Consider the following 23,914-nt stretch of genomic DNA (forward strand, 5'->3'; position numbering starts at 1 on the left):
TTGGGAAAATAAATCAAAAGGAGATCAAAACTATGATTAAAGTTGGTATTATCGGAGCAGGTAGAATTGGTAGAGTTCATATTACCAGTATCACAACAAGGGTACCGGATGCGGTGATCAAGACGGTTGCAGATCCTTTCTTAAATGATGAGACTGCTGCATGGGCTAAGAGCATGGGTGTTGAGCACACGACTAAGGATTATAGGGAGATCATCAACGACCCTGAGATTTCCGCAGTTCTGATCTGTTCTTCTACAGATACTCATTCTCCGATTTCTGTAGAGGCTATCAAGGCTGGCAAGCATGTTTTCTGTGAGAAACCGATTGATCATGACATTGCCAAGATCAAAGAGGTTATCGATGCTCTTAAGGGCACAAATCTGAAATATCAGGTTGGTTTTAACAGAAGATTCGACCATAACTTTGAGTCTCTTCAGCAGGCTGTTGCAGCTGGTAAGGTTGGTAAACCGGAGATCATCAAGATCACTTCCCGCGATCCTGAGCCGCCTAGCATTGATTATGTTAAGGTTTCCGGTGGCATGTTCCTGGATATGACAATTCATGATTTCGATATGGTTCGTTATCTTGCAGGCTGCGATGCTACAGAGGTTTATGTTCAGAGCGCAAATCTGGTTGATCCGGCTATTGGTGAGGCTGGGGATGTTGATACAGCTGTTATCACTCTTCAGATGGAGAATGGCGCTATTGCTGTTATTGATAACTGCAGAAGAGCTTCTTATGGCTATGATCAGAGAGCCGAGGTTTTCGGTTCGGATGGTATGGCTGCTATTTCCAATGACAGCCAGTCTTCCACAGTGATCAGCAATGCTGAGGGTGTTACAGGTGAGAAGCCGATGTTCTTCTTCCTTGAGAGATACATGGACGCTTATGGTAAAGAGGTTGCAGCATTTATTGATGCGATCGTTAATGACAAAGAGACACCTCTTAATGTTTATGATGGTCTGAAGCCGGTATTAATGGGTCTTGCAGCTAAGAAATCCAGTGAGGAGCACAGACCGGTTAAGATTTCTGAGATTATGGAATAATTCAAATAAAAAAGGAGAATTGACCAATGTTTGATAAGAATAAAGTAAAGCTTGGTATTGCACCAATTGCATGGACAAATGATGATATGCCAGATCTTGGCAAAGAGAATACTTTTGAGCAGTGCGTCAGTGAGATGGCTCTTGCCGGTTTCACAGGCTCCGAGGTTGGTAACAAATATCCGAAAGATCCGGAAGTTCTTAAGAAAGCCCTTGAACTCCGCGGTGTTGAAATCTGTAACCAGTGGTTCTCAAGCTTCCTCATCACCAAACCATTTGAGGAAGTTGAGAAAGAGTTCCGTGCACAGCTTACATTCCTGAAAGCTATGGGAGCCAAGGTTATCGGTGCTTCTGAGCAGAGCTACAGTGTTCAGGGTCAGCTGGATACTCCGATCTTCGGCCATAAATATGTGATGAATGACCAGGAGTGGGATACTTTTTGCACAGGCATGAACAAACTTGGTAAGATCGCAAAAGAGGAGTATGGTATTGCCCTTACCTTCCATCACCATATGGGTACTGTTGTACAGAGCCTTGCTGAGGTTGACCGTATGATGGAGAATACAGATCCCGAGTATGTAAGCCTTCTTTTTGATACCGGTCACTTTACATACTGTGGAGAGGATCCGCTTGAGGTTGTTAAGAAGTATGTTCACAGAATCAAACATGTTCATCTGAAAGACATCCGTCCGGAAGTTGTTGAGCAGGTTAAGAAAGAGAACATGAGCTTTCTTGCAGGCGTAAGAGCCGGTGCGTTCACAATTCCTGGAGATGGATGTATCAATTATGATCCGATCTTCAAAGTTCTGGAAGAGGCTGGCTATGAAGGATACATGGTTGTAGAGGCTGAGCAGGATCCGGCTAAGGCTAATCCGCTTGAGTATGCGATCCGTGCAAGAAAATTCATCGCCGAGAAGACAGGACTCTAAATAATAAATAATATAAATCAGACGGAAAAAGCGGTATCGGCCAGAAGTGCGTGGACACCGCTTTTTCTGTAAACAGTGTACGATTAACAGGACAGGAGGATCAATCATGGCACTTGTGAAAATGAAAGATCTGCTGAAACGTGCCGAGGAGAAGAATATTGGCTGTGGTGCTTTCAGCGTTGGTAATATGGAGATGGTGAAAGGTGCGATCCGCGCCGCAGAAGAATTGAACACACCGATCATCCTTCAGATCGCGGAGGTTCGTCTCAAGAATTCCCCGCTTCATCTGATGGGGCCGATGATGGTACAGGCTGCAAAAGAAGCCAAGGTGGATGTGGCTGTCCATCTGGATCACGGTCTTACTTTTGAGACGGTTGACAAGGCTCTGGAGCTTGGATTTACATCCGTTATGCTGGATGCTTCTACGCTTCCTTTTGAGGAAAACATCGCCGGAGTAAAGGCCGTTGTGGAGAAAGCACGTAAATACGGCGCTACAGTTGAGGCTGAGCTTGGACTTGTGGGCGGAAGTGAGGATGGAAGCTGTGACCACGGTATCCGCTGCACAGATCCGGATGATGCGGTCGTTTACGCAAGAGAGACAGGTATTGATGCGCTTGCAGTTGCCATCGGTAATGCCCATGGTAATTATCCGGTAGCGCCGACGCTTGCTTTTGATGTATTGGAGAAGATCCATGAGAAAGTGGATATTCCGCTGGTTCTTCATGGTGGCAGTGGCATCACTGATAAAGATTTCCAGAAGGCGATCTCTCTTGGCATCCGTAAGGTGAATATTGCCACAGCAAGCTTTAACAGCCTGACAGCTCATGTGGAGAAATATATGGAATCAACAGACAAGCATAATTTCTTTGACCTCAATGAGGCTATGGTCCAGGGTACTTACGAGAATGTGAAGAGACATATTCTTGTATTTAATGAGCCATATCAGGAGTAGGCCAAGGATTTTCTTGTAAAAAAAGAAAAGGTCTGATAAGATGTTCTCAGTGAAAATAACTGGGAACATCTTTTTTGTGCCCATAATAGAGGAGAGATAAAAATGGAACAGAAAGAGACTGTCTGTTCAGTTGCGAAGAAATGCGGCGGTTGCCGTTATCAGGGTGTATCCTACCAGGAGCAGCTTCGCAGGAAACAGAGAATTACAGAAGGCCTTCTGAAAAAATTCGGAAAAGTAGAGCCGATCATTGGAATGGAAGATCCCTATTATTACAGAAACAAAGTTCATGCAGCTTTTGGCCGTGACCGGAAGGGAAACGTAATTTCCGGGATTTATGAGGAGAAGAGTCATAGGATCGTTTCCGTAGATGACTGTATGATCGAAGATAAAAAAAGTCAGGAGATCATCCGTACCATACGTGGTATGCTGAAATCCTTTAAGATCAAGACCTATGATGAGGATACGGGATATGGACTTCTCCGCCATGTGCTTGTGCGGAGAGGCTTTTCCACAGGAGAGATCATGGTGGTATTAGTTACGGTTTCTCCAATACTTCCATCTAAGAATAACTTTGTAAAAGCTCTCCGTAAAGAGCATCCGGAGATCACTACGGTGGTTCTCAATGTCAATGACAGACAGACAAGCATGGTACTTGGAGATCGCAATATCGTACTTTACGGACCGGGATTCATCAAAGATCGACTTATGGGACTGACCTTCCGTATTTCTCCATCTTCTTTTTATCAGGTAAATCCTGTGCAGACAGAAGTACTTTACGGAAAGGCTATGGAGTTTGCGGCAATGACAGGAAAAGAGAGGGTGATCGATGCTTACTGCGGCACAGGTACTATCGGGATCATCGCTTCCGGGAATGCCAGGGATGTCATTGGTGTAGAACTGAACCGTGATGCTATCCGTGATGCCAGAATGAATGCCAGGGAAAACAAGATCCGTAATGTTCGTTTTGTTCCGGGAGATGCAGGATGGTTTATGGAAGGAATGGCAGCAGAGGGAGAGAAGGTGGAGGTTGTTCTCATGGATCCGCCACGTTCCGGAAGTGACCGTAAATTCCTTCACTCCCTTTTGACTCTTTCACCGGAAAAAATTGTTTATGTATCCTGCAACCCGGAAACTCTGGCAAGAGATCTTGCCTGCCTTACTAAGAGAGATTACTTGGTAAAGAAGATGCAGCCGGTTGATATGTTCCCGCTCACCGATTCAGTGGAGGTTGTTTGCCTTCTGGAGAATCGTAGGACCAGACCGGGAAGAGCTTAGATTTTTGGCAGCTCACAGTGATATGCGATGCCAAGGGGCGTAACAAGAAGCGGATGGACCGGACGGTATACCGGAAGCTTCAGTCTCTTTTCAAAAACGGTAGTAAATTCCTTAAACATGGAAGAACCGCCAACTACATAAACAGCCGGAACCTGATATCCCTTTAGAAATTTCTCGGTGATCACAGCCATTTTTTCTACAGTGGCCTTGATCACAGGGAAAATTTCGTTTTCTTTTTCCGGAGTAGTTTTCAATACTTCGGCTTCCTCATAAGGGATCTTATAGTGACCGGCGACTGTCATGGTCATATGGCTGCCGCCAGTAGCCTCATCATCGGTGTAGATAACTTTTCCGTCTTTCAGGATGCTGATACCGGTTGTGCCGCCACCCACATCCACAACAGCACCGTCTGTGATCTTAAGGACAGCAGCTGCGGCAGTAGGCTCGTCCACGATATTTGTAACCTCGAAACCGGCACCCTCCAGAACATAGCCGATGCTTTTGACACTGCCTTCAGAAACTCCCGGAGGGATGGCAGCAGCACCGTAAGTAAGTTCTGTGCCAAGCCTTTCCTCCAGCTCATTTTTAAGCTTTGTCACAAGCTGGACAGATTCATAGTAATTGACGATCACTCCATCCTGGATCGCATGGGATGGTGCGGAAATTCCGGCTATAGGACGGTTATTCCGGTCGACAACGGCAAGAACGGTATTGGCAGTACCAAGGTCGATGCCTGTCTTCAGACGACCGCGGAATTTTTTACATTCACCTGTTTCTACAAGTTCTGCAAAATTGCACAAAGTTCTGTTTTTTAATTCCATTCAAAATACTCCATTTCTTTCAGACAGGGACAAAAAGAATTTTGCCCCCCTGATATAAATTTTAATAATTGCGGCCGGTAAAGATGGCAACGGATCTGGGCCGCATGCAGAAATCGTGTTCAATGCGTGGCTCCTGGCCTTTTTCGTAGAAATAACGGCTATTTCCGTCACCGAACGTGTTGACACAGAGATACCATGCACCGGGACGGGCAAGCTCCGGAAGTGTGACCGTTACGTCCTCCCAGTATGCGTTGATCACAATGTAGATCAGGTCATCAGTGCCTTTGCTCTTATCATAGCCTGCAAAGCTTACAGCGAAGGTGTGGGCATCTCTTGGAATGGTCACATCCCTTGCGTCAATGTTATGAGTGTGGATATTTTCCATACCGCATACTGCATTGGGAAGCTTCCGGGAGATAACAGGGTGGTCCTTACGGAACCGGATCATAAATTTGAAAAATTCAAAAAGATCGTGATTTTTCTCCAGAAGTTTCCAGTTGATCCATGAGGTTTCGTTGTCCTGACAGTAGGTATTGTTATTTCCGTGTTTTGTGTTTCCGAATTCGTCACCTGCAAGGAACATCGGGGTTCCGCGGCTGGACATCAGTACAGCACAGGCATTTCGTATCATGCGGAAGCGGAGGGAGAGCACTTCAGGGTTGGTGGAATCGCCCTCTTCTCCGCAGTTCCAGCTGCGGTTATCGTTGGAACCGTCGGTGTTATTCCAGCCGTTTGCTTCGTTGTGTTTTTCATTGTAGGAATAAAGATCATACATGGTGAAGCCATCGTGGCAGGTAAGGAAATTGACACAGGAATTGTATCCTGCATAATTGTCATTATGATCAGAATAAAAGCCACCGTACAGATCGCCGGAACCGGAAATACTCCACGCAGCGTCCCAGGCATTCCAGAAATCTCCCTTCAGGAAGGAACGGAGACAGTCACGGTAACGGCCATTCCATTCAGCCCATCTGCGGCTGGCAGGGAAAGAACCAACCTGATACAGCCCGCCGGCATCCCAGGCTTCTGCGATCAGTTTGACATTTCTAAGGACCGGATCGTAAGCCAGAAGCTCCAGAAGAGGCGGATTGTTAAGTGGAGAACCGTCCTCATGGCGTCCGAGAATGCTGGCAAGATCGAAGCGGAAGCCGTCCACACGGTAGTTGATGGTCCAGTAACGTAAGCATTCAAGGATCATCTGACGTACAATGGGATGATTACAGTTCAGAGTATTTCCACATCCGCTGAAATTGTAGTAATTTCCCTCTGGAGTCAGCATATAATAAACCTTATTGTCAAAGCCCTTAAAGCAGAAGGTTTTTCCCAGCTCGTTTCCTTCGGCAGTATGATTGAATACAACATCAAGAATTACTTCGATGCCATTTTCGTGAAGTTCACGGATCAGTTCTTTCAGCTCCGTTCCCTCGCAGTTATGTTCTGCCTTGGAAGCATAACTGGTGTTTGGAGAAAAGAAGTTGACAGAATTGTATCCCCAGTATTCCAGAAGCCGTTTGCCATTTACAGTACGGGCATTCATATTTTCGTCGAACTCGAAGATCGGCATCAGCTCTACGGCGTTGATTCCCAGTTCCTTGAGATAAGGGATCTTTTCACGAAGACCGGCAAAGGTTCCCGGGTGCATAACACCGGAAGAAGAATCCTGTGTAAAGCCGCGGACGTGAAGCTCATAGATGATCAGGTCACTGATCTTACAGGTGGACTGCGGCATGTCTTCCCAGTCAAAGGAATCACGTACCACACGGGCATGATAGCTTCCGATCTTTTGCTGGCCCCATTCACGCTGACCGGCAACGGCTTTGGCATAAGGATCAAGAAGAACCTTTGTCTTATCGAAGATGTGACCCTTTTCCGGTTCGTAAGGACCGTCAATGCGGTAGCCGTACTCCAGATCTTCGATATCCAGTCCCATGACGATCATGGAGTAGACATCACCGATACGACAGGCATTGGGAAAAGGAAGGACTGCGAAGGGTTCCTCTTCTCCGGAGTGGAAAAGAAGAAGCTCGCAGGATGTACCGTGGCGGGTATGTGCGGTAAAGTTGACTCCGTTGGAAAGAGGAGTAGCGCCATTTAATTCAAAAAACCCGGGACGTACAGGAAATCCCGCAATAATATCTGTGGGCCGGGATGTCAGTGTATTCTCAGAGAGCATAGTCTGATTCTGTGTTTTCATTTCCGGTATCCTCCTTGGTAGAATTTTTTACAAACAAAAAATATTATAACTGATTTTCAGAAAAAAGTACAGGCTGGGAACCTATGAAGTTCACGGGAGTTGACAGAGATTGCAGAAATGTGATAAAAACCTGTACAGAGATGAGGTGAAAAAGTGGAAGAAAAAAGAAGAGAAGAATGGATGGCCATTTTAAGACAAAGCCGGCTCTGCAGAAACCTGGAAGAAAAAGAACTCCTAAACCTCATGGAGCAGGAAGGAACGGTGCGGACTTATTCCAGAGGGGAGCGGATCTTTCAGGAAACAGACCGGCCGGATTCGGTTTATATGCTTCTTAACGGAAGTGTGATCATCGCAAAAGAGACGTTTTCCGGAAAAAGGATCCTTCTGGCGCAACTGGAAGATCCAGGGGCTCTGTTCGGGGAGGTTTATGCCTTTATGGAGAAAGCTTCCTATGACATGTATGTGGAAGCGCTGACGCAGGTTTCCGTTCTGATCATGAGCAGCCGGATCTTTACAGACAGGGAAGAAAATAGTTTAAGCCGGAAACTTCGGGAAAATCTTCTTGAGGTTTTTGCCGGGAAGGCTTACAATATGAACCGGAAGCTTCGGATCCTTGGAAGTGGCAGTCTCCGGGAGCGGATCGTCCGTTTCCTTGTAGAATGCCAGGACAGTGAAGGACAGATCCACATGAATCTTTCCAGAGAAGAGATGGCGGATTATTTAAACATTACCAGGCCGTCTCTTTCCAGAGAACTGGGAAAGATGCAGGAAGAAGGAATCCTGGAACTTGACAGGCGTCAGATCCTTGTGAAAGATCAGGAAAAAATGGAATTATATCTGTAAGGTAACATATGTTACCGAAGAATCTCCGGGATTTTTGTATGATGTCAGTGAAAACAAAAAAACATTTGCAGAAATATAAAAATCAGGGAGAGATGATATCATGATAAGAAAGATCGTACACATTGAGGAAGAGAAATGCAACGGCTGCGGTGCCTGTGCAGCTGCCTGCCACGAAGGGGCTATTGCCATGATAGATGGCAAGGCGAAACTGATCCGGGATGATTACTGTGACGGACTGGGAGACTGTCTTCCGGCCTGCCCTGCCGATGCGATCCGTATTATAGAGCGGGAAGCCGCAGATTATGATGCGGAGGCAGTGGAAAAAAGAATGAAGCTTAAGAAAACAGAGGTTTCGATGCCAGAAGGGATGCCACACGTGTGTCCCGGAAGTATGGCAAGAAGCCTGAAAAAGAAACAGGAACCGCCGGTGCAGGCAGAGAAGAAAGAAGTTCTCCGGAATATAGGAGAACAGATAAGCCGTCTTGCCCAGTGGCCGGTACAGATCAAACTGGTTCCTGTCAATGCACCATATTTTGAAAAGGCACAGCTTCTGATCGCAGCGGACTGCACGGCCTACGCTTATGCAGATTTTCACGAGAAATTCATGAAAGATCATGTGACGCTGATCGGTTGCCCCAAACTGGATGAGGGAGATTACGCGGATAAGCTTACAGAGATCATACGGAATAATTCCATCCGGAGTATCCGTATTGTCCGTATGGAAGTTCCCTGCTGCGGAGGTATCGAAAATGCAGTGATCCGCGCCATGGAGCGCAGCGGAAAGATGATTCCATGGCAGGTAGTGACCATTGCCTGTGACGGCACGATCAGGGAGGAGCTGTAAGGAAAGGAATAAAAACAGCATGAGTGAAGAAACATTGGAGATTTCTTTTGATGAAATAGAGAAGGAACGGGAAAAATATCTCCTGGTAGATACCCGTGATAAAGTAACTGTGGAATATGGAATGATCCCGGGAGCGATTTCTGTTCCGGAACAGGAACTGGAAAAGCGGGCAGAAGAACTGAGGGGGGATAAGATACCGGTCCTTTACTGTACAAGAGGGCTTTTCAGCCAGGAGGGTGCAGAGATGCTCCGGGAAAAAGGAATTCCCGCACTGAGCCTGAAAGGTGGATATACAGGATGGCTTTTTCAGCAGATGCAGAAAGAATCCGGTAAAGAGGACAGTGAAGAAGAGGAAAATGATGCAATGGAACAGCGGCGGAAGGATATCGAGCTGAGTATCCGCAAAAAGTTCCATAAGCAGCTGTTTTCCAGATTTGCCAGGGGAATCAACGATTATGAGCTGGTGAAGCCGGGAGATAAGATAGCAGTCTGTATTTCCGGTGGTAAGGATTCCATGCTGATGGCCAAACTGTTCCAGGAACTGAAGCGTCATAACAAGTTTCCCTTTGAACTGGTGTTTCTTGTGATGGATCCGGGATATAATGAGGCAAACCGTGCGGTGATCGAGCACAATGCCAGGCTTCTCGGGATTCCGATCACAGTGTTTGAGACTGAGATCTTCGATGCGGTTTATAATATAGAAAAATCCCCATGCTATCTCTGTGCCCGTATGAGAAGGGGCTATCTTTACAGCAAGGCAAAGGAGCTTGGCTGCAACAAGATCGCTCTTGGACATCACTATGATGATGTGATCGAGACGATCCTGATGGGAATGCTTTACGGAGCGCAGGTACAGACTATGATGCCGAAGCTTCACAGTACAAACTTCGAAGGGATGCAGCTGATCCGCCCGATGTATCTGATCCGGGAGGCAGATATCAAACACTGGAGAGATTATAATGACCTTCATTTTATCCAGTGTGCATGTAAATTTACCGATACCTGTACTACCTGCCGTACAGATGGTACCAGTGTTTCCAAGAGAATGGAGATCAAGAATCTGATCGCAGAACTTAAGAAGGTAAATCCACATGTAGAAAGTAATATTTTCCGAAGTGTGGAAAATGTTAATCTTCATACAGTTATTGCATACAAAAAAGATGGAGTGAAACATTCTTTTCTGGAAGGGTATGAGGACTGACAGATATAAATAAAAGCTGCTCAGGCGTTAGCCCGGGCAGCTTTTACTTTTTCCCGCTGTTTGGTAAGATCATAATATTCATCAGAGATGATCCCGCGACTGGAAAGTGCTTCGTAGGTTTTCTGCTGTGCGGGGGTCATCTTCATTCCGATCGTGGAATTGACATCGGTCAGTACGCAGCTTGTTTTTTCTACCAGCCAGAAAAGTGCGGAATCATCATCGGGGATCATTTTCCAGATTTCGTTTTCTGTATATGGAAGAAGGGACATGAGAGTTTTTAAGTGTCCATCCTGGATCAGACGGTAATCTCCGTCCGGCATGATGATGCCATCGCCATAGAGTTCTTTTTTCTGTTCCATTTTCTGCAGAAGTTTTTCTGTGAGTTTCATGATCGGCTCCTTGATCTTTATTATTTCAACAGTTTTCAGGCACTGCTTTTTTATGAAGTTAAAAAATAACAATCAGCGTCTATTGTATGAAGCGGTGACAAAAATGTCAAGAGGTTAAAAAGATTTTCGAAGCTTATGAATGAATTTGGTTGTGCAATGTGTTTGTTTTTGTGAGGATTAAAGGTTAAAAATATGTAAAAATTATCGTAAAATAAGATCTTCTGTGGTATAATATGAATATTCAAAAAATTCAAGGAAGGACGATGCAGATGTTGAAAAACTGGAACCAGGAACAGATTCGGGAAAAAGAGGATATCAAAGTGCGTTTAAGCGCTGCAAGAACCAGATTATATGAATTGCAGATGGCTCTGAAAGAGCATAAGATTCCGGTGATCGTACTGTTTGAAGGCTGGGGAGCTTCCGGAAAAGGAAGTACCATAAGTAAGGTGATCAAGAATATCGATCCTCGTTTCTTCAAAGTTGCGACTATGTCAGCACCTACAGAGGAAGACCTTCGGAAACCATTTCTTTACCGATATTTCAGGGAAATCCCGGAAGCGGGCAAGTTTACATTCCTGGATTCAGGATGGATGGATCAGACCTGTCGTGAACGTATGGATAAAAAGCTGAAGGGTGACAATTATTCAAAACGGATTGACAGTATTCGGAGATTTGAACGTCAGCTGACGGATAATGGATATGTACTCCTGAAATTTTTTATGCAGATCGACCGGAAAGAACAGGAAAAACGTATGGGCATCCTTCTGGAAAGCAAGGATACCAGATGGAGAGTCAATGAATATGATCTCTGGCAGAATGATCATTATAAGAAGTGCAGAAAGATTTTTGACCAGTATATGCAGGATACCAATACATCTGCGGCTCCATGGTATATTGTCGATGCCGGTGACCGGAAGTGGGCAGAGCTGCAGGTACTGGAAACCATGATCAGCAATATAGAGGTTGCCATGGAAAACAGCAAACATGCCGTGCCGATTCTGCAGAATGTTTTTCCTCTGGTGGAGATGCCCAGATTAAGCGAGATTCCTCTGGATGGAAAAGAAGTGGGGGATGAAGAGTACAAGGCAGAGCTTAAGGAACTGCAGGCAAAGCTTGGAAGCCTGCATAACCGTCTTTACCGAAAAAGAGTGCCTGTGATCATCACCTATGAAGGCTGGGATGCTGCCGGAAAGGGAGGAAATATCAAGAGGATCACGGAGGCTCTTGATCCCCGTGGATTTGAGGTACATCCTATTGCAAGTCCGGAGCCTCATGAAAAAGCCCGTCATTATCTGTGGCGTTTCTGGACAAGGCTTCCCAAGGATGGTCACATTGCCATCTTTGACCGGACGTGGTACGGAAGAGTGATGGTAGAACGTCTGGAGGGCTTCTGCAGCGAGAATGACTGGAGACGTGCCTACAATGAGATCAATGAATTTGAGAAGGAGCTTTCTGACTGGGGCGCTGTGATCGTGAAATTCTGGGTCCACATTGATAAGGACACCCAGCTTGCCAGGTTCAACGACCGCCAGAGCAATCCGGAAAAACAGTGGAAGATCACGGATGAGGACTGGAGAAACCGTGAAAAATGGGATCAGTATGAAACAGCAGTAGATGAGATGCTTCAGAAAACCAGTACTGCTTATGCACCATGGCACATTCTGGAATCCGTAGATAAGAAATATGCAAGGCTGAAGGCGCTTCGGATCGTGATCGAAGAAATTGAAAAAGCGCTGAAATAAGAGATAAAAGCTGCGGCAGGATAACAGATATTCTGCTGCAGCTTTTTGTCTGAAGAGAGATGGATCAATTCCGGAGATAGTTTCGCATACTGCGAAGAGCATGTTTTTCCAGTCGGCTGACCTGAGCCTGGGAGATACCAATCTCATCAGCTACCTCCATTTGGGTTTTTCCCTCGTAGAAGCGGAGATCGATAATGTGACGTTCACGCTCTCCAAGCCGGTTCATGGCATCTCGAAGAGAAATATCCTCCACCCAGTTTTCTTCCAGGTTCTTTTTATCACTGATCTGATCCATAACATATAGGGTATCTCCGCCTTCGGAATACACGGGCTCAAAAAGGCTTACCGGGCTCTGAATCGCATCCATGGCATAGACGATCATTTCCTTGTCGATACCGATCTCATCAGCGATTTCTGCAATGGTAGGCTCTTTGAGATGCTGCCGCATATAGTTTTCCCGGGTATAGATGGTTTTGTAAGCGATATCCCGCAGAGAACGGCTGACCCGTATGCTGTTGTTATCACGGAGATATCTTCGGATCTCTCCGATGATCATGGGAACTGCATAGGTGGAAAATTTTACCTGAAGAGTGGTGTCGAAATTATCGATCGCTTTGATCAGGCCGATGCAGCCGATCTGAAAAAGGTCATCCGGATTTTCACTGCTGTTCTGAAAACGCCGGATCACGCTTAAAACAAGCCGCAGATTGCCTTTGATGTACAATTCCCTGGCTTCTTCATCGCCAGCTTTGATTCTTTTAAAGAGCTCCGCCTTTTCTTCCTGATCGAGAACGGGAAGGGTTGAGGTATTTACTCCGCAGATTTCAACTTTATTCAGTGCCATCTTAGAATCCTCCTTGTCTTGTCAGTACATTAAGATGATTCTCAGAGGGCGGTTGAAATATACTTTTTCAGGAAAAATATAAAAAATAAAGGGCCTTGACAACAAGGAGGTATTTATTCGTTACTGTTCATTGGCGATATCCCGCGAGGTGTTTTTTGTGAGCAAAGGTCACGGAAAACCCGAGACATACCGCGCGAATTTATGCGATCAGCATAAATTCTGTGCATCGCGAAGCGTGTTACTGAGAACGAAGTGAACAGTAACATTTATTCTCCGGACAGCAGTTTTTCATTACGGAAATCAACAAGGATGATATCCTCGCCGATCTGGCGGATGCAGTCCCATGGAATGGAATATTCATTTTCTTTGGAAAAACACCAGCAAAATTTCCCCGGTTCCGGCATGATCAGGGCTTTCAGACGTGCGGTTTCACAGCAGAATTCCACATCAAGAGGGCAGCCAAGACTGCGGCAGGTATGGATATTGATCACTTCTTTTTGTTTCAGCTCACAGATGCGCATAAATTCATCACCTGGTATGATTTTATGGAAAATCTGTAAAATTTATGCAAGTCCGATTATTGACACATTATGTGCATTTATTTTATAATAAAAACGAATTTAGTAATGATTTACTGATCCGGAAAGGGGGAGAGTTCCGTGAGATGTCCGTTCTGTAACCAGGATAATACAAGAGTTGTAGATTCCAGACCTGTAGAGGATACCAATTCCATCCGCCGCCGCCGTCTCTGTGATGCCTGCGGAAAGCGTTTTACAACTTATGAGAAGGTGGAAACGATTCCGCTGACTGTGATCAAGAAGGATCAGAACCGGGAAAGCTATAAACGTTCCAAGATCCAGGATGGTGTTCTTCGTGCCTGCTATAAGCGTCCCATTCCCATTGAGAGAGTAGAAGAGATGATCGATTCCATAGAAGGAGATATTTTCCGGTCAGAAGACCGTGAGATCAGCAGTACCAAGATCGGAGAGATCGTTATGGAGCATCTGAAGGATCTGGATGCGGTGGCGTATGTACGCTTTGCGTCTGTATACAGAGAGTTTAAAGATGTCAGTACCTTTATGGATGAGCTGAAGAAGCTGATCAATTAAGAGATTAAATGAATAGACCGCAAATGCAGGAGATTTCAGGCCGATTGTCAAAAGACAACCGGCCTTTTTTGAAACATGAATGTTCGATTTTTCAGAGATCGTAAAAGTGGATACAAAAAAACAGGAACCGCCTGGGAAAAATCCTCTGCGGTCCCTGCTATAAATATACATTAATGATTCAGGAAACTTAATTAAACAATACCCTGAGCTTTCATAGCGTCAACAACTTTTTCGAAGCCGGCGATGTTTGCACCTACAACATAGTTGTCTTCCATACCGTAACGTTTAGCAGCGTCATCAGCTTTGTGGAAGATATCGATCATGATGTTGTGGAGTTTCTCATCAACCTCTTCTCTTGTCCAGGAAAGTCTCATGGAGTTCTGGCTCATCTCAAGTGCAGATGTGGCAACACCGCCAGCGTTTGCGGCTTTACCAGGCATGAAGAGAACACCGTTCTCCTGAAGGTATGTTGTTGCATCAAGAGTAGTAGGCATGTTTGCACCTTCAACGACGTATTTGCAGCCATTTGCAACCAGTGTTTTAGCTCCGTCAAGACCAAGCTCGTTCTGAGTAGCGCATGGAAGGTAGATATCACATTTGATATTCCAGATGCCAAGTCCCTCAGTGTAGGTAGCACCCTCAACACGGTCTGCATATTCTTTGATACGTCCACGTTTTACTTCTTTGATATCCTTTACGACGTCAAGGTTGATTCCGTTCGGATCGTAGATGTATCCGTTGGAGTCGTTCATTGCAACAACCTTGGCACCAAGCTGAGTAGCTTTCTCAACAGCGTAAATAGCTACATTACCGGAACCTGTTACAACGATTGTTTTTCCTTCTACGGAATCATTGTGAGCTTTGGCGATCTCGTTGAGCATGTATACAACACCGTAACCGGTAGCCTCTGTACGGATCAGGGAACCTCCGAAGGAAAGACCCTTTCCTGTAAGGACACCCTCATAAAGGCCACGGATTCTCTTATACTGTCCGAAGAGATAACCGATCTCACGTCCGCCGACACCGATGTCACCAGCCGGAACATCTGTATCTGCGCCGATATATTTGCAAAGCTCTGTCATAAAGCTCTGGCAGAATGCCATAACCTCTCTGTCAGATTTACCCTTAGGATCGAAGTTGGAGCCACCTTTTCCTCCGCCGATCGGAAGGCCTGTAAGAGAGTTTTTAAAGGTCTGCTCAAAACCAAGGAATTTCAGGATACCCTGATTTACAGAAGGATGGAATCTTAAGCCGCCTTTGTATGGTCCGATGGCGCTGTTGAACTGAACACGATATCCCTTGTTAACCTGTACAGTTCCGTTATCATCGATCCACGGTACTTTGAAGGAGATGATCCTCTCTGGCTCTACAAGACGCTCAAGAATGGAAAGTTTACGATACTCTTCCTCATTTTTGTCAATTACGACTTTAAGGGAATCGAGAACTTCCTTAACTGCCTGATGGAATTCTGGCTCGCCAGGATTCTGTGCTACAACTCTTTCATAAACTTCTTCTGTGTAAGACATTGTTGTTTCCTCCTCATCACATATTAAATTGCGTTGAAAACTAAATCCGAGTGCTATTATACATTAACATGCTAAAAAAGGGAAGTGCTAAATTTATTTTTTTTAAATTTTTATTTCTTGCGTTGAAAGCCTAAATGTGAGATGATATAGAATAAATATTTTTTGACTATGAAATTAAAATGGTTGAATAATAGTGAAAATTAGAAGAGGAGTGGTTTTTATGAGAACATTCGGGAAATCATCAAAGCTTGACAACGTGCTGTACGATGTGCGCGGACCGGTTGTGGATGAGGCTGCCAGAATGGAAGAAGATGGAATGGAGATTCTGAAGCTGAATATTGGTAATCCGTATCCGTTTGGGTTTTCAGCACCTCAGGAAGTGATCCTGGATATGCTGAGTAATGTTCGTACTTCCCAGGGATATTCCGATTCCAAGGGCATTTTTTCTGCAAGAAAAGCGATCATGCAGTATGCACAGCTTCGCGGGATCCCGGGAGTTACCATTAATGATATTTATACGGGAAATGGTGTCAGTGAACTGATCAACCTCTGTATGCAGGCTCTGCTTGATAACGGGGATGAGATCCTGATCCCGGCTCCGGATTATCCGTTGTGGACAGCTACTGCAACACTGGCAGGCGGAAATGTAGTTCATTATATCTGTGACGAACAGTCTGACTGGTATCCGGATATTGAGGATATCAAGAGCAAGATCACACCAAGGACCAAGGCGATCGTTATCATCAATCCCAATAACCCTACAGGTGCAGTATATCCGAAGGAAATCCTGGAACAGATCGCAGACATTGCAAGAGAAAATGAGCTGATCATCTTTTCTGATGAGATCTATGACCGTCTTGTTATGGATGGATATAAACATACTTCGATTGCATCCCTTGCACCCGATGTGTTCTGTGTAACATTTTCAGGATTGTCCAAGTCTCATATGATCGCAGGTTTCCGCATCGGATGGATGATCTTAAGTGGTGCAAAAAGTAAGGCAAAGGGTTATATAGAGGGAATCAATATGCTCTCTTCCATGCGTCTCTGTTCAAATGTTCCGGCACAGTCCATTGTACAGACTGCACTTGGCGGATATCAGAGTGTCAATGAATATACGCAGCCGGGCGGACGTGTTTATGAGCAGAGAGACTTTATTTACAAGGCACTGAATGATATTCCGGGAATTTCCGTTGTAAAACCACATGCGGCATTTTATATATTCCCGAAGATCGATACTGAGAAATTCAATATTTTCAATGATGAACAGTTTGCTTTGGATTTTCTTCATGAGAAACAGGTGCTTGTTGTTCCGGGCAAGGGATTCAACTGGAATCAGCCGGATCACTTCCGTATTGTTTATCTGCCGGATATCCGCCAGCTTGACAAGGCAATGAAGAAGATGAAAGAGTTTTTTGCTACATATAAGCAGGTCTGATTGCAGATAGACAAGAGGAGATTTGCGATCCGCATTCGCTGCCTGCTCGTAACCGATAAACTGTAAAGCAGGTATTCGGTTATATTTTCAGCATAGACCGGAACCGAAAAAAATGTTATAATATATCTGAAATATCCCGGCCAGCTACGCCGGGATATACAAATAGGATCAGAATTGCTTGAGAGGGGAATGAGGAGGGACCGTTATCGAACAGCAATAAAACAGAAATCGAAAGGGGAAATAACTGATGAGCAAATTCAACATGAAAGTGACACCTGAGATTGAGAAACTTACCCAGATCTGTCGTGAGAATGACAAACTGGATCTGTCTTTATATGGCAAATACGATGTCAAGCGAGGCTTGCGTGACCTGAATGGAAAGGGTGTCCTTGCAGGACTGACCCAGATTTCCAATGTCCAGGCGACGAAGATCGTGGATGGAAAAGAGGTTCCCTGCGCAGGTAAGCTTTCTTATCGCGGGTATGATATTAAGGATCTGACAAATGGTTTTATCAATGACCGGCGCTTCGGCTTTGAGGAAGTAACCTATCTGCTCCTTTTCGGAAAGCTTCCGGATCAGGAAGAACTGAATGAATTTTCCGGGATTCTTGCGAACCAGCGTATGCTGCCGCGGAATTTTGTAAGGGATGTCATTATGAAGGCGCCGTCCAGAGATATTATGAACGCCCTGTCAAGAAGCGTGCTGACACTTTATTCCTACGACAAAGACCCGGATAATATTGAACTGGAGAATGTGCTCCGTCAGTGTATCAACCTGATCAGCGTTTTCCCATTGTTATCTGTTTATGCATATCAGGCCTATAACCACTATGAGAAAGGCAAGAGTCTTTATATCCATCAGCCTAAAAAGGAGCTTTCCACAGCTGAGAATATCCTGCGTCTGTTAAGGCCGGATAAGAAGTATACGGCACTTGAGGCGGAGATCCTTGATATTGCTCTGATCCTTCATATGGAGCATGGCGGTGGTAATAACTCTACATTTACTACACATGTGGTTTCCTCTTCCGGGACAGATACGTATTCTGCGATCGCGGCAGCACTGGGCTCTCTGAAAGGCCCGAAACACGGCGGTGCCAACATCAAAGTCGTAAAAATGTTTAACGATATGCGTAAACATGTACATGACTACAGTGATGAAGAGGAGATCAGTGCATACCTCAAGAAGCTTCTTCATAAAGAGGCCTTTGATAAACGTGGACTGATCTATGGTATGGGACATGCGATCTATTCTGTTTCAGATCCACGTGCAGAAGTCTTTAAAGGCTATGTGGAACAGCTTGCAAGAGAAAAGGGCAGAATGAAGGATTATCAGCTGTATGCTGCAGTAGAGCGTCTTGCACCAAAGGTTATCGCAGAGGAGCGTAAGATCTATAAGGGTGTCAGTGCCAATGTGGATTTTTACAGCGGATTTGTTTACAGCATGCTGGATCTGCCGCTGGAGCTTTACACACCGATGTTTGCTATTGCACGTATCGTGGGCTGGAGCGCACATCGTATGGAAGAGCTTATCAATGTGGATAAGATCATCCGTCCCGCATATAAGAATGTCCTTCCGGAAGCAGAGTATATTCCTCTTTGCGAGCGATAGGAAAGGACTGAGGTGGAATAGATGTTCAGATGTTTTTTTCCGGATGAATATCTGGATTCTGCGTATGGGATCGATTATGAGAAGCTGTACAAAGAAGGATACAGAGGGCTTCTCTTCGATATCGATAATACTATTGTTCCCCACGGGGCACCGGCAGATGACCGGGCAAAGAAACTGTTTGAAAAGCTAAGGGCTCTCGGTTTTCGATACTGTTTTGTATCCAATAATCAGAAACCTCGTGTGGAGCCCTTTGCCAAAGCAGTAGAGGGGGATTTTATAGAAAATGCCCATAAACCGGCTGGAAAAAATTATAAAAAAGCCTGTCAGGTGATCGGAATCGATCTTGACAGGACGATCTTTATAGGAGATCAGCTGTTTACGGATATTTATGGAGCAAAGCGAGCAGGGATCCGGACGATCCTTGTGAAACCGATTCATCCAAAAGAGGAGATCCAGATCGTGCTGAAGCGATATCTGGAAAAAATAGTATTACATTTTTACCAAAAAGAGGAGGGAAAGAATTCATGAACCATATTGTAATCATCGGCTTTATGGGTTCAGGAAAGACACGAGTTGGAAAGAGACTGGCGAAGGACCTGGGGTTTCCGTTTATTGACGTGGACAGACTGATCGTGAAAAAAATGAACATGTCAGTAAAGGAGGTATTTGAACGCTTTGGAGAAGCATTTTACCGTGCGCTGGAGACTATGGCAGTCAAGGAACTGTCCACAGACAGTGAACGGAAGGTAATCTCTGTAAGTGCGGGATTGCCTCTTCAGGAGCAGAACCAGAAATATCTCCAGAGTATGGGAACGATCATCTATCTGAAGGGATCTGCTGCAACGCTGATCAAACGTCTGGAAGGAAGCAACAATCCTACACTGGAAGGAACTGAGAATAAAGAAGAGAAGATCAAGAAACTTCTGAAACAGAGAGATCCGGTTTATGAGAAGTTTGCGGACATTAAAGTTGTCACAGGAGTGAAGTCTTTTGATGAACTGATCGCAGAAATTGAAGAAAAATTGAAGGCTTAAACAAAAAAACAGTTGAAAAATGGCAAAAGGTATTATAGAATAATCCATAGCGAAAAAGAACCGCATATATTAAGGAGGAAATATTTATGATTTCAGCAGGTGATTTCAAAAATGGTATCACACTTGAAATTGATGGAAACGTATGTCAGATCGTTGAATTCCAGCATGTAAAACCAGGAAAAGGCGCAGCCTTTGTAAGAACAAAATACAAGAACGTTATCACAGGCTCTGTATTAGAGAAATCCTTCCGTCCTACAGAGAAATTCCCTGCAGCACGTATTGAGCGTGTAGATATGCAGTATCTGTATCAGGATGGTGGTTTATACTACTTCATGAATACAGAGACATATGATCAGGTTGGTCTTACAGAGGATCAGGTTGGCGATTCTCTGAAATTCGTTAAGGATAATGAGATGGTTAAGGTTTGCTCTCATAACGGCGAGGTATTCGCAATCGAGCCACCTCTTTTTGTAGAACTTGAGGTTATTGAGACAGAGCCGGGATTCGCAGGAAATACAGCACAGGGTGCTACCAAACCGGCAACTGTTGAGACAGGTGCACAGGTTCAGGTTCCTCTGTTCGTAAATCAGGGCGACAAACTGAAGATCGATACAAGAACAGGTGAGTATCTCTCACGTGTATAATGCAGCAAAAAACCCGCGTAAGCGGGTTTTTTTGTGCCATAAAATAGAAAGCTCATTTTTTAAGCTGCTTCAGATACTGGCTGGGAGACATCCCCTCATGAGCTTTAAACACCCGGCTGAAGTAAAAGGCATCAGAAAAGCCTACCATTTCTGCTACATCCTTGGTAAGAATATCAGGGTTGTTCTGCAATAATGTCTTAGCCATTTTCAGGCGAAGTTCACTGATATATTTACTGGGAGAGATACCGAATTCTGATTTGAAAAGTGTGGAAATATATTTCTCATTATAGCCAAAAATATCCTGAAAAGATTTCGTGATGATCTGCTGCGTAAAATTTCTGTCCAGATAATTGCGTACCTGACGTGCCAGAGAGGGAAGCTCTTCTCCGAAAGCAGGAGTGTGGAAACCACAGATTTTGGAAGTTTCGTACTGAAGTTCCCGTTCTAACTCTTCATAGGAATGACAGGCAGAAATGATCTCAGCTATATCCGGATAAATGATATCTTTGTGACAGTTCTGGATCACTGAAGAGAAGTAATATCTCAGGTTGGCAGTTAGCTGGAACTGGGAAAGTTCGCTCTGATCCTGCATGATGATCAGAGAATGGATCATATGGTACAGGCTTTCCTGGTCAGAAAGAGAGGTGATCCCTGCACAAAGCTGCTGGACATCCGGAGAAACGATCATCTTTTGGTTAGATAAAATACTGCATGTCTGCAAAGAACTGGATCCGAATCTGTTTTTGAACAATGCAAAAAGATAAGTGTCTTTAATAATGTCAGAAACAGATCCGGAATCCGGTGATTGCAGTGACAGTACTGTGTTGATCCATGATTCCGGATGCTGGGCGGATAGATCAAGGCTGCTATGGATCCTGCCGGCAAGTCTTTTTATATCCGGATGCCTGGAAGCTGGGTAAGTGACGGCATATACCTGTTCATTAAAATGTCTTCCGTGAAGAAGAATGAGGGAAACCTGAAATTCATTTTCTAGCGTGGTCATATATTCAGAAGAAATCGGTGCAAAATCCGAATCAGGAATGGTCTCGCTGTATATACTGGGACGCAGTGGACCCTGAAAAACAAAAATAAAAGAACAGGATGTATTCTCCATAAAATCAGGGGCAGATTCCGCAGGATTATCACTGCGCAGGGCACATTGCAGATATTCTTTCTGAAGCAGATGTATCTTTGCATTTTGCTGTTCCAGACAGGAATGCAGGATGTCCTCCAATGTTTTGGGCACAATAGGTTTGAGAAGATAATCGGAAACACCGAGATGGATCGCCTTTCTGGCATATTCGAAATCAGCATATCCGGTAAGAATCACAAAACGGGTGTGAAAATGAGCTTTCTGTACTTCTTCGATCATATCAAGACCATTCATTATAGGCATGGTAATATCCGTAAATACCAGTTCAGGCTTCTGTTCCAGGATATTCTGAAGGCCGTCTCTACCATTTTTACAGATGCCAAGAACTTCAAAGTCCGTATAATTTTTTGTGATGAGAAGAGAAAGTCCTCTGGCAAGGGCTGGTTCATCTTCAACAATAAGTACGCGTATCATAAATCCTCCTTTACAGATCAGAAAAAATTTACATATGTTTTAACCGAAGCTACGGGGCAGTTATTCGGTTTGTATCAGTGAGAATTCCGGCTGAAGGATCTTTCGGGTTTTAACGGGCCACCAATAGTTACGGTGGTCTGCTTATTTTCATTTTCGGAAACATGGAAATATTCTTCGCCGTGATAGTAGATATGAAGGCGGAGAATGGTATTTTCCAGACCATAGCCCTGATGCCGGAAAATGGATTCGTGATCCATATCCTGATTCCCGGTAAAAGTAAAGCCTGCAATCTTGCTGCGTAAATTGGAAAGCTTTTCTTCCTGGAAAGGCGCCCCGTTGTTGGCAATGGAAAGATACCATCTGTTTTTGTCGCGGTGAGAACGGATCTGTATTTTCCACGGGGGAAGGATTTCCGTGCCAGCCTGATGGAAACCATGCTGAAAGCAATTCTCGATCAGAGGCTGGAGGATCAGTTTCGGGACAGTGATGGCATTTAGGGAATCATCCAGCTGCCATTCATACTCCAGATCATCTTCGTAGCGGATCTTCATAATATAGAGATAATGTCTCGCATTTTCGATCTCCTGGGACAGAAGAACAGACTGCCCTGTATAGGAAAGGGAGTAGCGGAGAAGCTGAGACAGTTCTGTGCACATATCGGAGACATCCGTGTTTCCGGAGGCTAACCCGGTCATTCCTATAACAGACAGGGTATTATAAAGAAAATGCGGGTTCAGCTGCGCTTCCATAGCATCATAATGGGCGATCAATGTACGGCGCCGTTCTTCTGTAAGACGCTGGTTCTGGTCATAAATTTCAGAAAGATATCCCTGGATCGCATTGGTGAGAAAGATGATCTCATTGTCGACGCTTCCGGGGAGAGCAGGAATATTTTCACCTGGTTTGAGCCTGATCAGCTTATCCGTTAGCTGACGGAGCGGCTGTGTAAGATTTTGGGTCAGACACATAAGGAAAGCGGACATAACTGCAAACATAATTACAAAAAGCAAGGTACTGATCACAAGAAGCCGTTTTATGGATGCGGCAAATATGGATGAGTTTTCGCTGAGGATCACAGTCCATCCGGTCTGCTGAGAAAGATGATAGCTGGAAACAGATAGATTTCCATTGGAAAAACTCCCGCTGTCAGGAGAAGCCTGAGTAGCAGTGCGCCAGCTGTCCAGAAAAGTCCTGCGATCCATTGAAGCTCCGCTTGTATAGACAAGGTTATGATTGCTGTCCAGAATGGTGATATCATAATCTTCCGGAGTGTCAAAGTCAGAAAGGAGCTGACTGGTCAGGGTATCCATATCAAAATCGGCAACGAGAAGTCCATATTGATGATAAATATCACGCATGGAACGTACAACCGAAATTACGGTACGATTGTATCCCCAGTAATCCTTATGGGGTGGGATATAGAAAAAATAGTTAATGTTATCCATAACCCTGGTAAGATTGGGATTGTTTTTCAGAGTGGATTTTGCTGTGTAGCGGGTACCGTTTGGAGAAAAAATTCCCAGGTGATCGTAATATTTGCTTACATAGTTAAGAGAGATATCCAGATTTGAAGATATCAAAGCAGTACGAAACCGGTCTTGAAAAGCGAATCTTGCTGTGATATGGGTTGGCAGGTAATTGTTTTCTCCCTCTGGAATATTTCTGGCAGTATCAAGAAGCGTGGTATTTAACTGTAATTCTTTCAGTGTGTTATCGGCATCATTCAGGAATGTGTCCAGATTAGTCTGTATCATGGCTGCGCTGCCGCTTAAGGTACTGCGCATATTTTCGCGCAGAGAGTTTGCTGAATAATAATAGAAAAACAATGAAAATCCGGCAAGCAGCAGAGAGTTCAGTATGATACAGGAAATAAAGAGCTTTTTCTGAAAAGGAAATTCATGAAATTTCAT

General features: G+C 44.7%; 22 protein-coding genes. 14 read left to right on the forward strand and 8 right to left on the reverse strand.

The features are described 5' to 3' along the window. Positions 1 to 32: 32 nt before the first annotated feature. The 4 genes from iolG (at position 33) to rlmD (ending at position 4,199) form a co-directional block, all read left to right on the forward strand. Positions 33 to 1,046: an inositol 2-dehydrogenase gene (gene iolG / locus V9W66_RS16125; RefSeq protein WP_144092763.1), complete on the forward strand. Its 1,014-nt coding sequence runs from the start codon at positions 33 to 35 to the stop codon at positions 1,044 to 1,046. A gap of 26 nt (positions 1,047 to 1,072) precedes the next feature. Beyond that, positions 1,073 to 1,972, forward strand: coding sequence for a myo-inosose-2 dehydratase (iolE, locus tag V9W66_RS16130; RefSeq protein ID WP_144092765.1), 900 nt, complete (start codon positions 1,073 to 1,075; stop codon positions 1,970 to 1,972). A gap of 106 nt (positions 1,973 to 2,078) precedes the next feature. Further along, positions 2,079 to 2,924 (forward strand): class II fructose-bisphosphate aldolase, encoded by an 846-nt coding sequence (locus tag V9W66_RS16135; RefSeq protein WP_144092767.1) that lies wholly within the window; start codon positions 2,079 to 2,081, stop codon positions 2,922 to 2,924. Between the two features lie 102 nt (positions 2,925 to 3,026). Then, positions 3,027 to 4,199, forward strand: a complete 1,173-nt coding sequence (rlmD, locus tag V9W66_RS16140) for a 23S rRNA (uracil(1939)-C(5))-methyltransferase RlmD (protein WP_144092769.1) — start codon at positions 3,027 to 3,029, stop codon at positions 4,197 to 4,199. Here the strand turns inward: rlmD and eutJ are convergent. Both eutJ and V9W66_RS16150 read right to left on the reverse strand, forming a co-directional pair. After that, a complete protein-coding gene (gene eutJ / locus V9W66_RS16145) occupies positions 4,196 to 5,020 on the reverse strand; it encodes an ethanolamine utilization protein EutJ (RefSeq protein WP_144092771.1) in 825 nt (274 codons plus the stop codon). The two genes, rlmD and eutJ, sit on opposite strands and share 4 nt — an antisense overlap. Positions 5,021 to 5,081: 61 nt before the next feature. Further along, the gene (locus V9W66_RS16150; RefSeq protein WP_144092773.1) at positions 5,082 to 7,214 is read right to left on the reverse strand and encodes a glycogen debranching protein; all 2,133 of its coding nucleotides are present in this window, start codon (positions 7,212 to 7,214) and stop codon (positions 5,082 to 5,084) included. 153 nt (positions 7,215 to 7,367) lie between these two features. On the opposite strand from V9W66_RS16150, the gene V9W66_RS16155 reads away from it, so the two are divergent. The 3 genes from V9W66_RS16155 to V9W66_RS16165 all read left to right on the forward strand — a co-directional run bounded on the left by V9W66_RS16155 (position 7,368) and on the right by V9W66_RS16165 (position 10,102). Then, positions 7,368 to 8,057 carry a Crp/Fnr family transcriptional regulator gene (locus V9W66_RS16155; protein WP_021650714.1) on the forward strand — a complete coding sequence of 230 codons (690 nt, stop codon included), beginning with the start codon at positions 7,368 to 7,370 and terminating at the stop codon, positions 8,055 to 8,057. Positions 8,058 to 8,157: 100 nt separating this feature from the next. After that, entirely contained in the window at positions 8,158 to 8,901 is a 744-nt protein-coding gene (locus V9W66_RS16160; RefSeq protein ID WP_144092775.1) for an ATP-binding protein, read from the forward strand. Positions 8,902 to 8,920: 19 nt separating this feature from the next. Next, positions 8,921 to 10,102, forward strand: coding sequence for an ATP-binding protein (locus V9W66_RS16165; protein WP_144092777.1), 1,182 nt, complete (start codon positions 8,921 to 8,923; stop codon positions 10,100 to 10,102). Positions 10,103 to 10,122: 20 nt separating this feature from the next. On the opposite strand, the gene V9W66_RS16170 is transcribed toward V9W66_RS16165, so the two are convergent. After that, entirely contained in the window at positions 10,123 to 10,491 is a 369-nt protein-coding gene (locus V9W66_RS16170) for a hypothetical protein (RefSeq protein WP_015524421.1), read from the reverse strand. Positions 10,492 to 10,760: 269 nt separating this feature from the next. Here V9W66_RS16170 and pap point away from each other — a divergent pair, with 269 nt between their 5' ends. Further along, complete coding sequence (gene pap, locus V9W66_RS16175) at positions 10,761 to 12,233, forward strand: polyphosphate:AMP phosphotransferase (RefSeq protein WP_144092818.1); 1,473 nt, start codon at positions 10,761 to 10,763, stop codon at positions 12,231 to 12,233. 64 nt (positions 12,234 to 12,297) lie between these two features. Here the strand turns inward: pap and sigG are convergent, their stop codons facing one another. Both sigG and V9W66_RS16185 read right to left on the reverse strand, forming a co-directional pair. After that, a complete protein-coding gene (gene sigG, locus V9W66_RS16180; protein WP_015524423.1) occupies positions 12,298 to 13,077 on the reverse strand; it encodes an RNA polymerase sporulation sigma factor SigG in 780 nt (259 codons plus the stop codon). A gap of 266 nt (positions 13,078 to 13,343) precedes the next feature. Continuing rightward, positions 13,344 to 13,598 (reverse strand): YlmC/YmxH family sporulation protein, encoded by a 255-nt coding sequence (locus V9W66_RS16185; RefSeq protein ID WP_015524424.1) that lies wholly within the window; start codon positions 13,596 to 13,598, stop codon positions 13,344 to 13,346. Positions 13,599 to 13,736: 138 nt separating this feature from the next. On the opposite strand from V9W66_RS16185, the gene nrdR reads away from it, so the two are divergent. After that, on the forward strand, positions 13,737 to 14,186 hold the full coding sequence (gene nrdR, locus V9W66_RS16190) for a transcriptional regulator NrdR (protein WP_021976805.1): 450 nt from the start codon (positions 13,737 to 13,739) through the stop codon (positions 14,184 to 14,186). A 191-nt stretch (positions 14,187 to 14,377) separates the two neighbouring features. On the opposite strand, the gene gdhA is transcribed toward nrdR, so the two are convergent. Continuing rightward, on the reverse strand, positions 14,378 to 15,712 hold the full coding sequence (gdhA, locus tag V9W66_RS16195) for an NADP-specific glutamate dehydrogenase (RefSeq protein WP_118063057.1): 1,335 nt from the start codon (positions 15,710 to 15,712) through the stop codon (positions 14,378 to 14,380). Positions 15,713 to 15,932: 220 nt separating this feature from the next. On the opposite strand from gdhA, the gene V9W66_RS16200 reads away from it, so the two are divergent. The 5 genes from V9W66_RS16200 (at position 15,933) to efp (ending at position 20,437) form a co-directional block, all read left to right on the forward strand. Continuing rightward, positions 15,933 to 17,150 carry an aminotransferase class I/II-fold pyridoxal phosphate-dependent enzyme gene (locus V9W66_RS16200; protein ID WP_129974430.1) on the forward strand — a complete coding sequence of 406 codons (1,218 nt, stop codon included), beginning with the start codon at positions 15,933 to 15,935 and terminating at the stop codon, positions 17,148 to 17,150. 247 nt (positions 17,151 to 17,397) lie between these two features. Next, positions 17,398 to 18,759 carry a citrate/2-methylcitrate synthase gene (locus tag V9W66_RS16205; protein WP_144092780.1) on the forward strand — a complete coding sequence of 454 codons (1,362 nt, stop codon included), beginning with the start codon at positions 17,398 to 17,400 and terminating at the stop codon, positions 18,757 to 18,759. A gap of 21 nt (positions 18,760 to 18,780) precedes the next feature. Then, a complete protein-coding gene (locus tag V9W66_RS16210; RefSeq protein WP_144092782.1) occupies positions 18,781 to 19,287 on the forward strand; it encodes a YqeG family HAD IIIA-type phosphatase in 507 nt (168 codons plus the stop codon). Continuing rightward, a complete protein-coding gene (locus V9W66_RS16215) occupies positions 19,284 to 19,793 on the forward strand; it encodes a shikimate kinase (protein WP_144092784.1) in 510 nt (169 codons plus the stop codon). Before V9W66_RS16210 ends, V9W66_RS16215 begins: the two co-directional genes overlap by 4 nt. 86 nt (positions 19,794 to 19,879) lie before the next feature. Continuing rightward, complete coding sequence (efp, locus tag V9W66_RS16220) at positions 19,880 to 20,437, forward strand: elongation factor P (protein ID WP_118368419.1); 558 nt, start codon at positions 19,880 to 19,882, stop codon at positions 20,435 to 20,437. Positions 20,438 to 20,489: 52 nt separating this feature from the next. On the opposite strand, the gene V9W66_RS16225 is transcribed toward efp, so the two are convergent. Further along, positions 20,490 to 22,004, reverse strand: a complete 1,515-nt coding sequence (locus V9W66_RS16225; RefSeq protein ID WP_144092786.1) for a response regulator — start codon at positions 22,002 to 22,004, stop codon at positions 20,490 to 20,492. A 74-nt stretch (positions 22,005 to 22,078) separates the two neighbouring features. Beyond that, positions 22,079 to 23,914 (reverse strand): sensor histidine kinase, encoded by a 1,836-nt coding sequence (locus tag V9W66_RS16230; RefSeq protein ID WP_144092788.1) that lies wholly within the window; start codon positions 23,912 to 23,914, stop codon positions 22,079 to 22,081.

The organism is Blautia massiliensis (ex Durand et al. 2017), from assembly GCF_051861785.1.
Taxonomy (GTDB): Bacteria; Bacillota; Clostridia; order Lachnospirales; family Lachnospiraceae; genus Blautia_A; species Blautia_A luti_A.

Coding starts and splice junctions, on each gene's coding strand:
- V9W66_RS16210 (WP_144092782.1), top strand. CDS start 18,781: ATGTTCAGATGTTTTTTTCCGGATGAATATCTGGATTCTGCGTATGGG.
- V9W66_RS16230 (WP_144092788.1), bottom strand. CDS start 23,914: ATGAAATTTCATGAATTTCCTTTTCAGAAAAAGCTCTTTATTTCCTGT.
- iolE (WP_144092765.1), top strand. CDS start 1,073: ATGTTTGATAAGAATAAAGTAAAGCTTGGTATTGCACCAATTGCATGG.
- V9W66_RS16160 (WP_144092775.1), top strand. CDS start 8,158: ATGATAAGAAAGATCGTACACATTGAGGAAGAGAAATGCAACGGCTGC.
- V9W66_RS16185 (WP_015524424.1), bottom strand. CDS start 13,598: ATGCGCATCTGTGAGCTGAAACAAAAAGAAGTGATCAATATCCATACC.
- V9W66_RS16165 (WP_144092777.1), top strand. CDS start 8,921: ATGAGTGAAGAAACATTGGAGATTTCTTTTGATGAAATAGAGAAGGAA.
- pap (WP_144092818.1), top strand. CDS start 10,761: ATGTTGAAAAACTGGAACCAGGAACAGATTCGGGAAAAAGAGGATATC.
- iolG (WP_144092763.1), top strand. CDS start 33: ATGATTAAAGTTGGTATTATCGGAGCAGGTAGAATTGGTAGAGTTCAT.
- V9W66_RS16205 (WP_144092780.1), top strand. CDS start 17,398: ATGAGCAAATTCAACATGAAAGTGACACCTGAGATTGAGAAACTTACC.
- V9W66_RS16225 (WP_144092786.1), bottom strand. CDS start 22,004: ATGATACGCGTACTTATTGTTGAAGATGAACCAGCCCTTGCCAGAGGA.
- gdhA (WP_118063057.1), bottom strand. CDS start 15,712: ATGTCTTACACAGAAGAAGTTTATGAAAGAGTTGTAGCACAGAATCCT.
- V9W66_RS16200 (WP_129974430.1), top strand. CDS start 15,933: ATGAGAACATTCGGGAAATCATCAAAGCTTGACAACGTGCTGTACGAT.
- sigG (WP_015524423.1), bottom strand. CDS start 13,077: ATGGCACTGAATAAAGTTGAAATCTGCGGAGTAAATACCTCAACCCTT.
- efp (WP_118368419.1), top strand. CDS start 19,880: ATGATTTCAGCAGGTGATTTCAAAAATGGTATCACACTTGAAATTGAT.
- rlmD (WP_144092769.1), top strand. CDS start 3,027: ATGGAACAGAAAGAGACTGTCTGTTCAGTTGCGAAGAAATGCGGCGGT.
- V9W66_RS16215 (WP_144092784.1), top strand. CDS start 19,284: ATGAACCATATTGTAATCATCGGCTTTATGGGTTCAGGAAAGACACGA.
- V9W66_RS16135 (WP_144092767.1), top strand. CDS start 2,079: ATGGCACTTGTGAAAATGAAAGATCTGCTGAAACGTGCCGAGGAGAAG.
- V9W66_RS16150 (WP_144092773.1), bottom strand. CDS start 7,214: ATGAAAACACAGAATCAGACTATGCTCTCTGAGAATACACTGACATCC.
- eutJ (WP_144092771.1), bottom strand. CDS start 5,020: ATGGAATTAAAAAACAGAACTTTGTGCAATTTTGCAGAACTTGTAGAA.
- V9W66_RS16170 (WP_015524421.1), bottom strand. CDS start 10,491: ATGAAACTCACAGAAAAACTTCTGCAGAAAATGGAACAGAAAAAAGAA.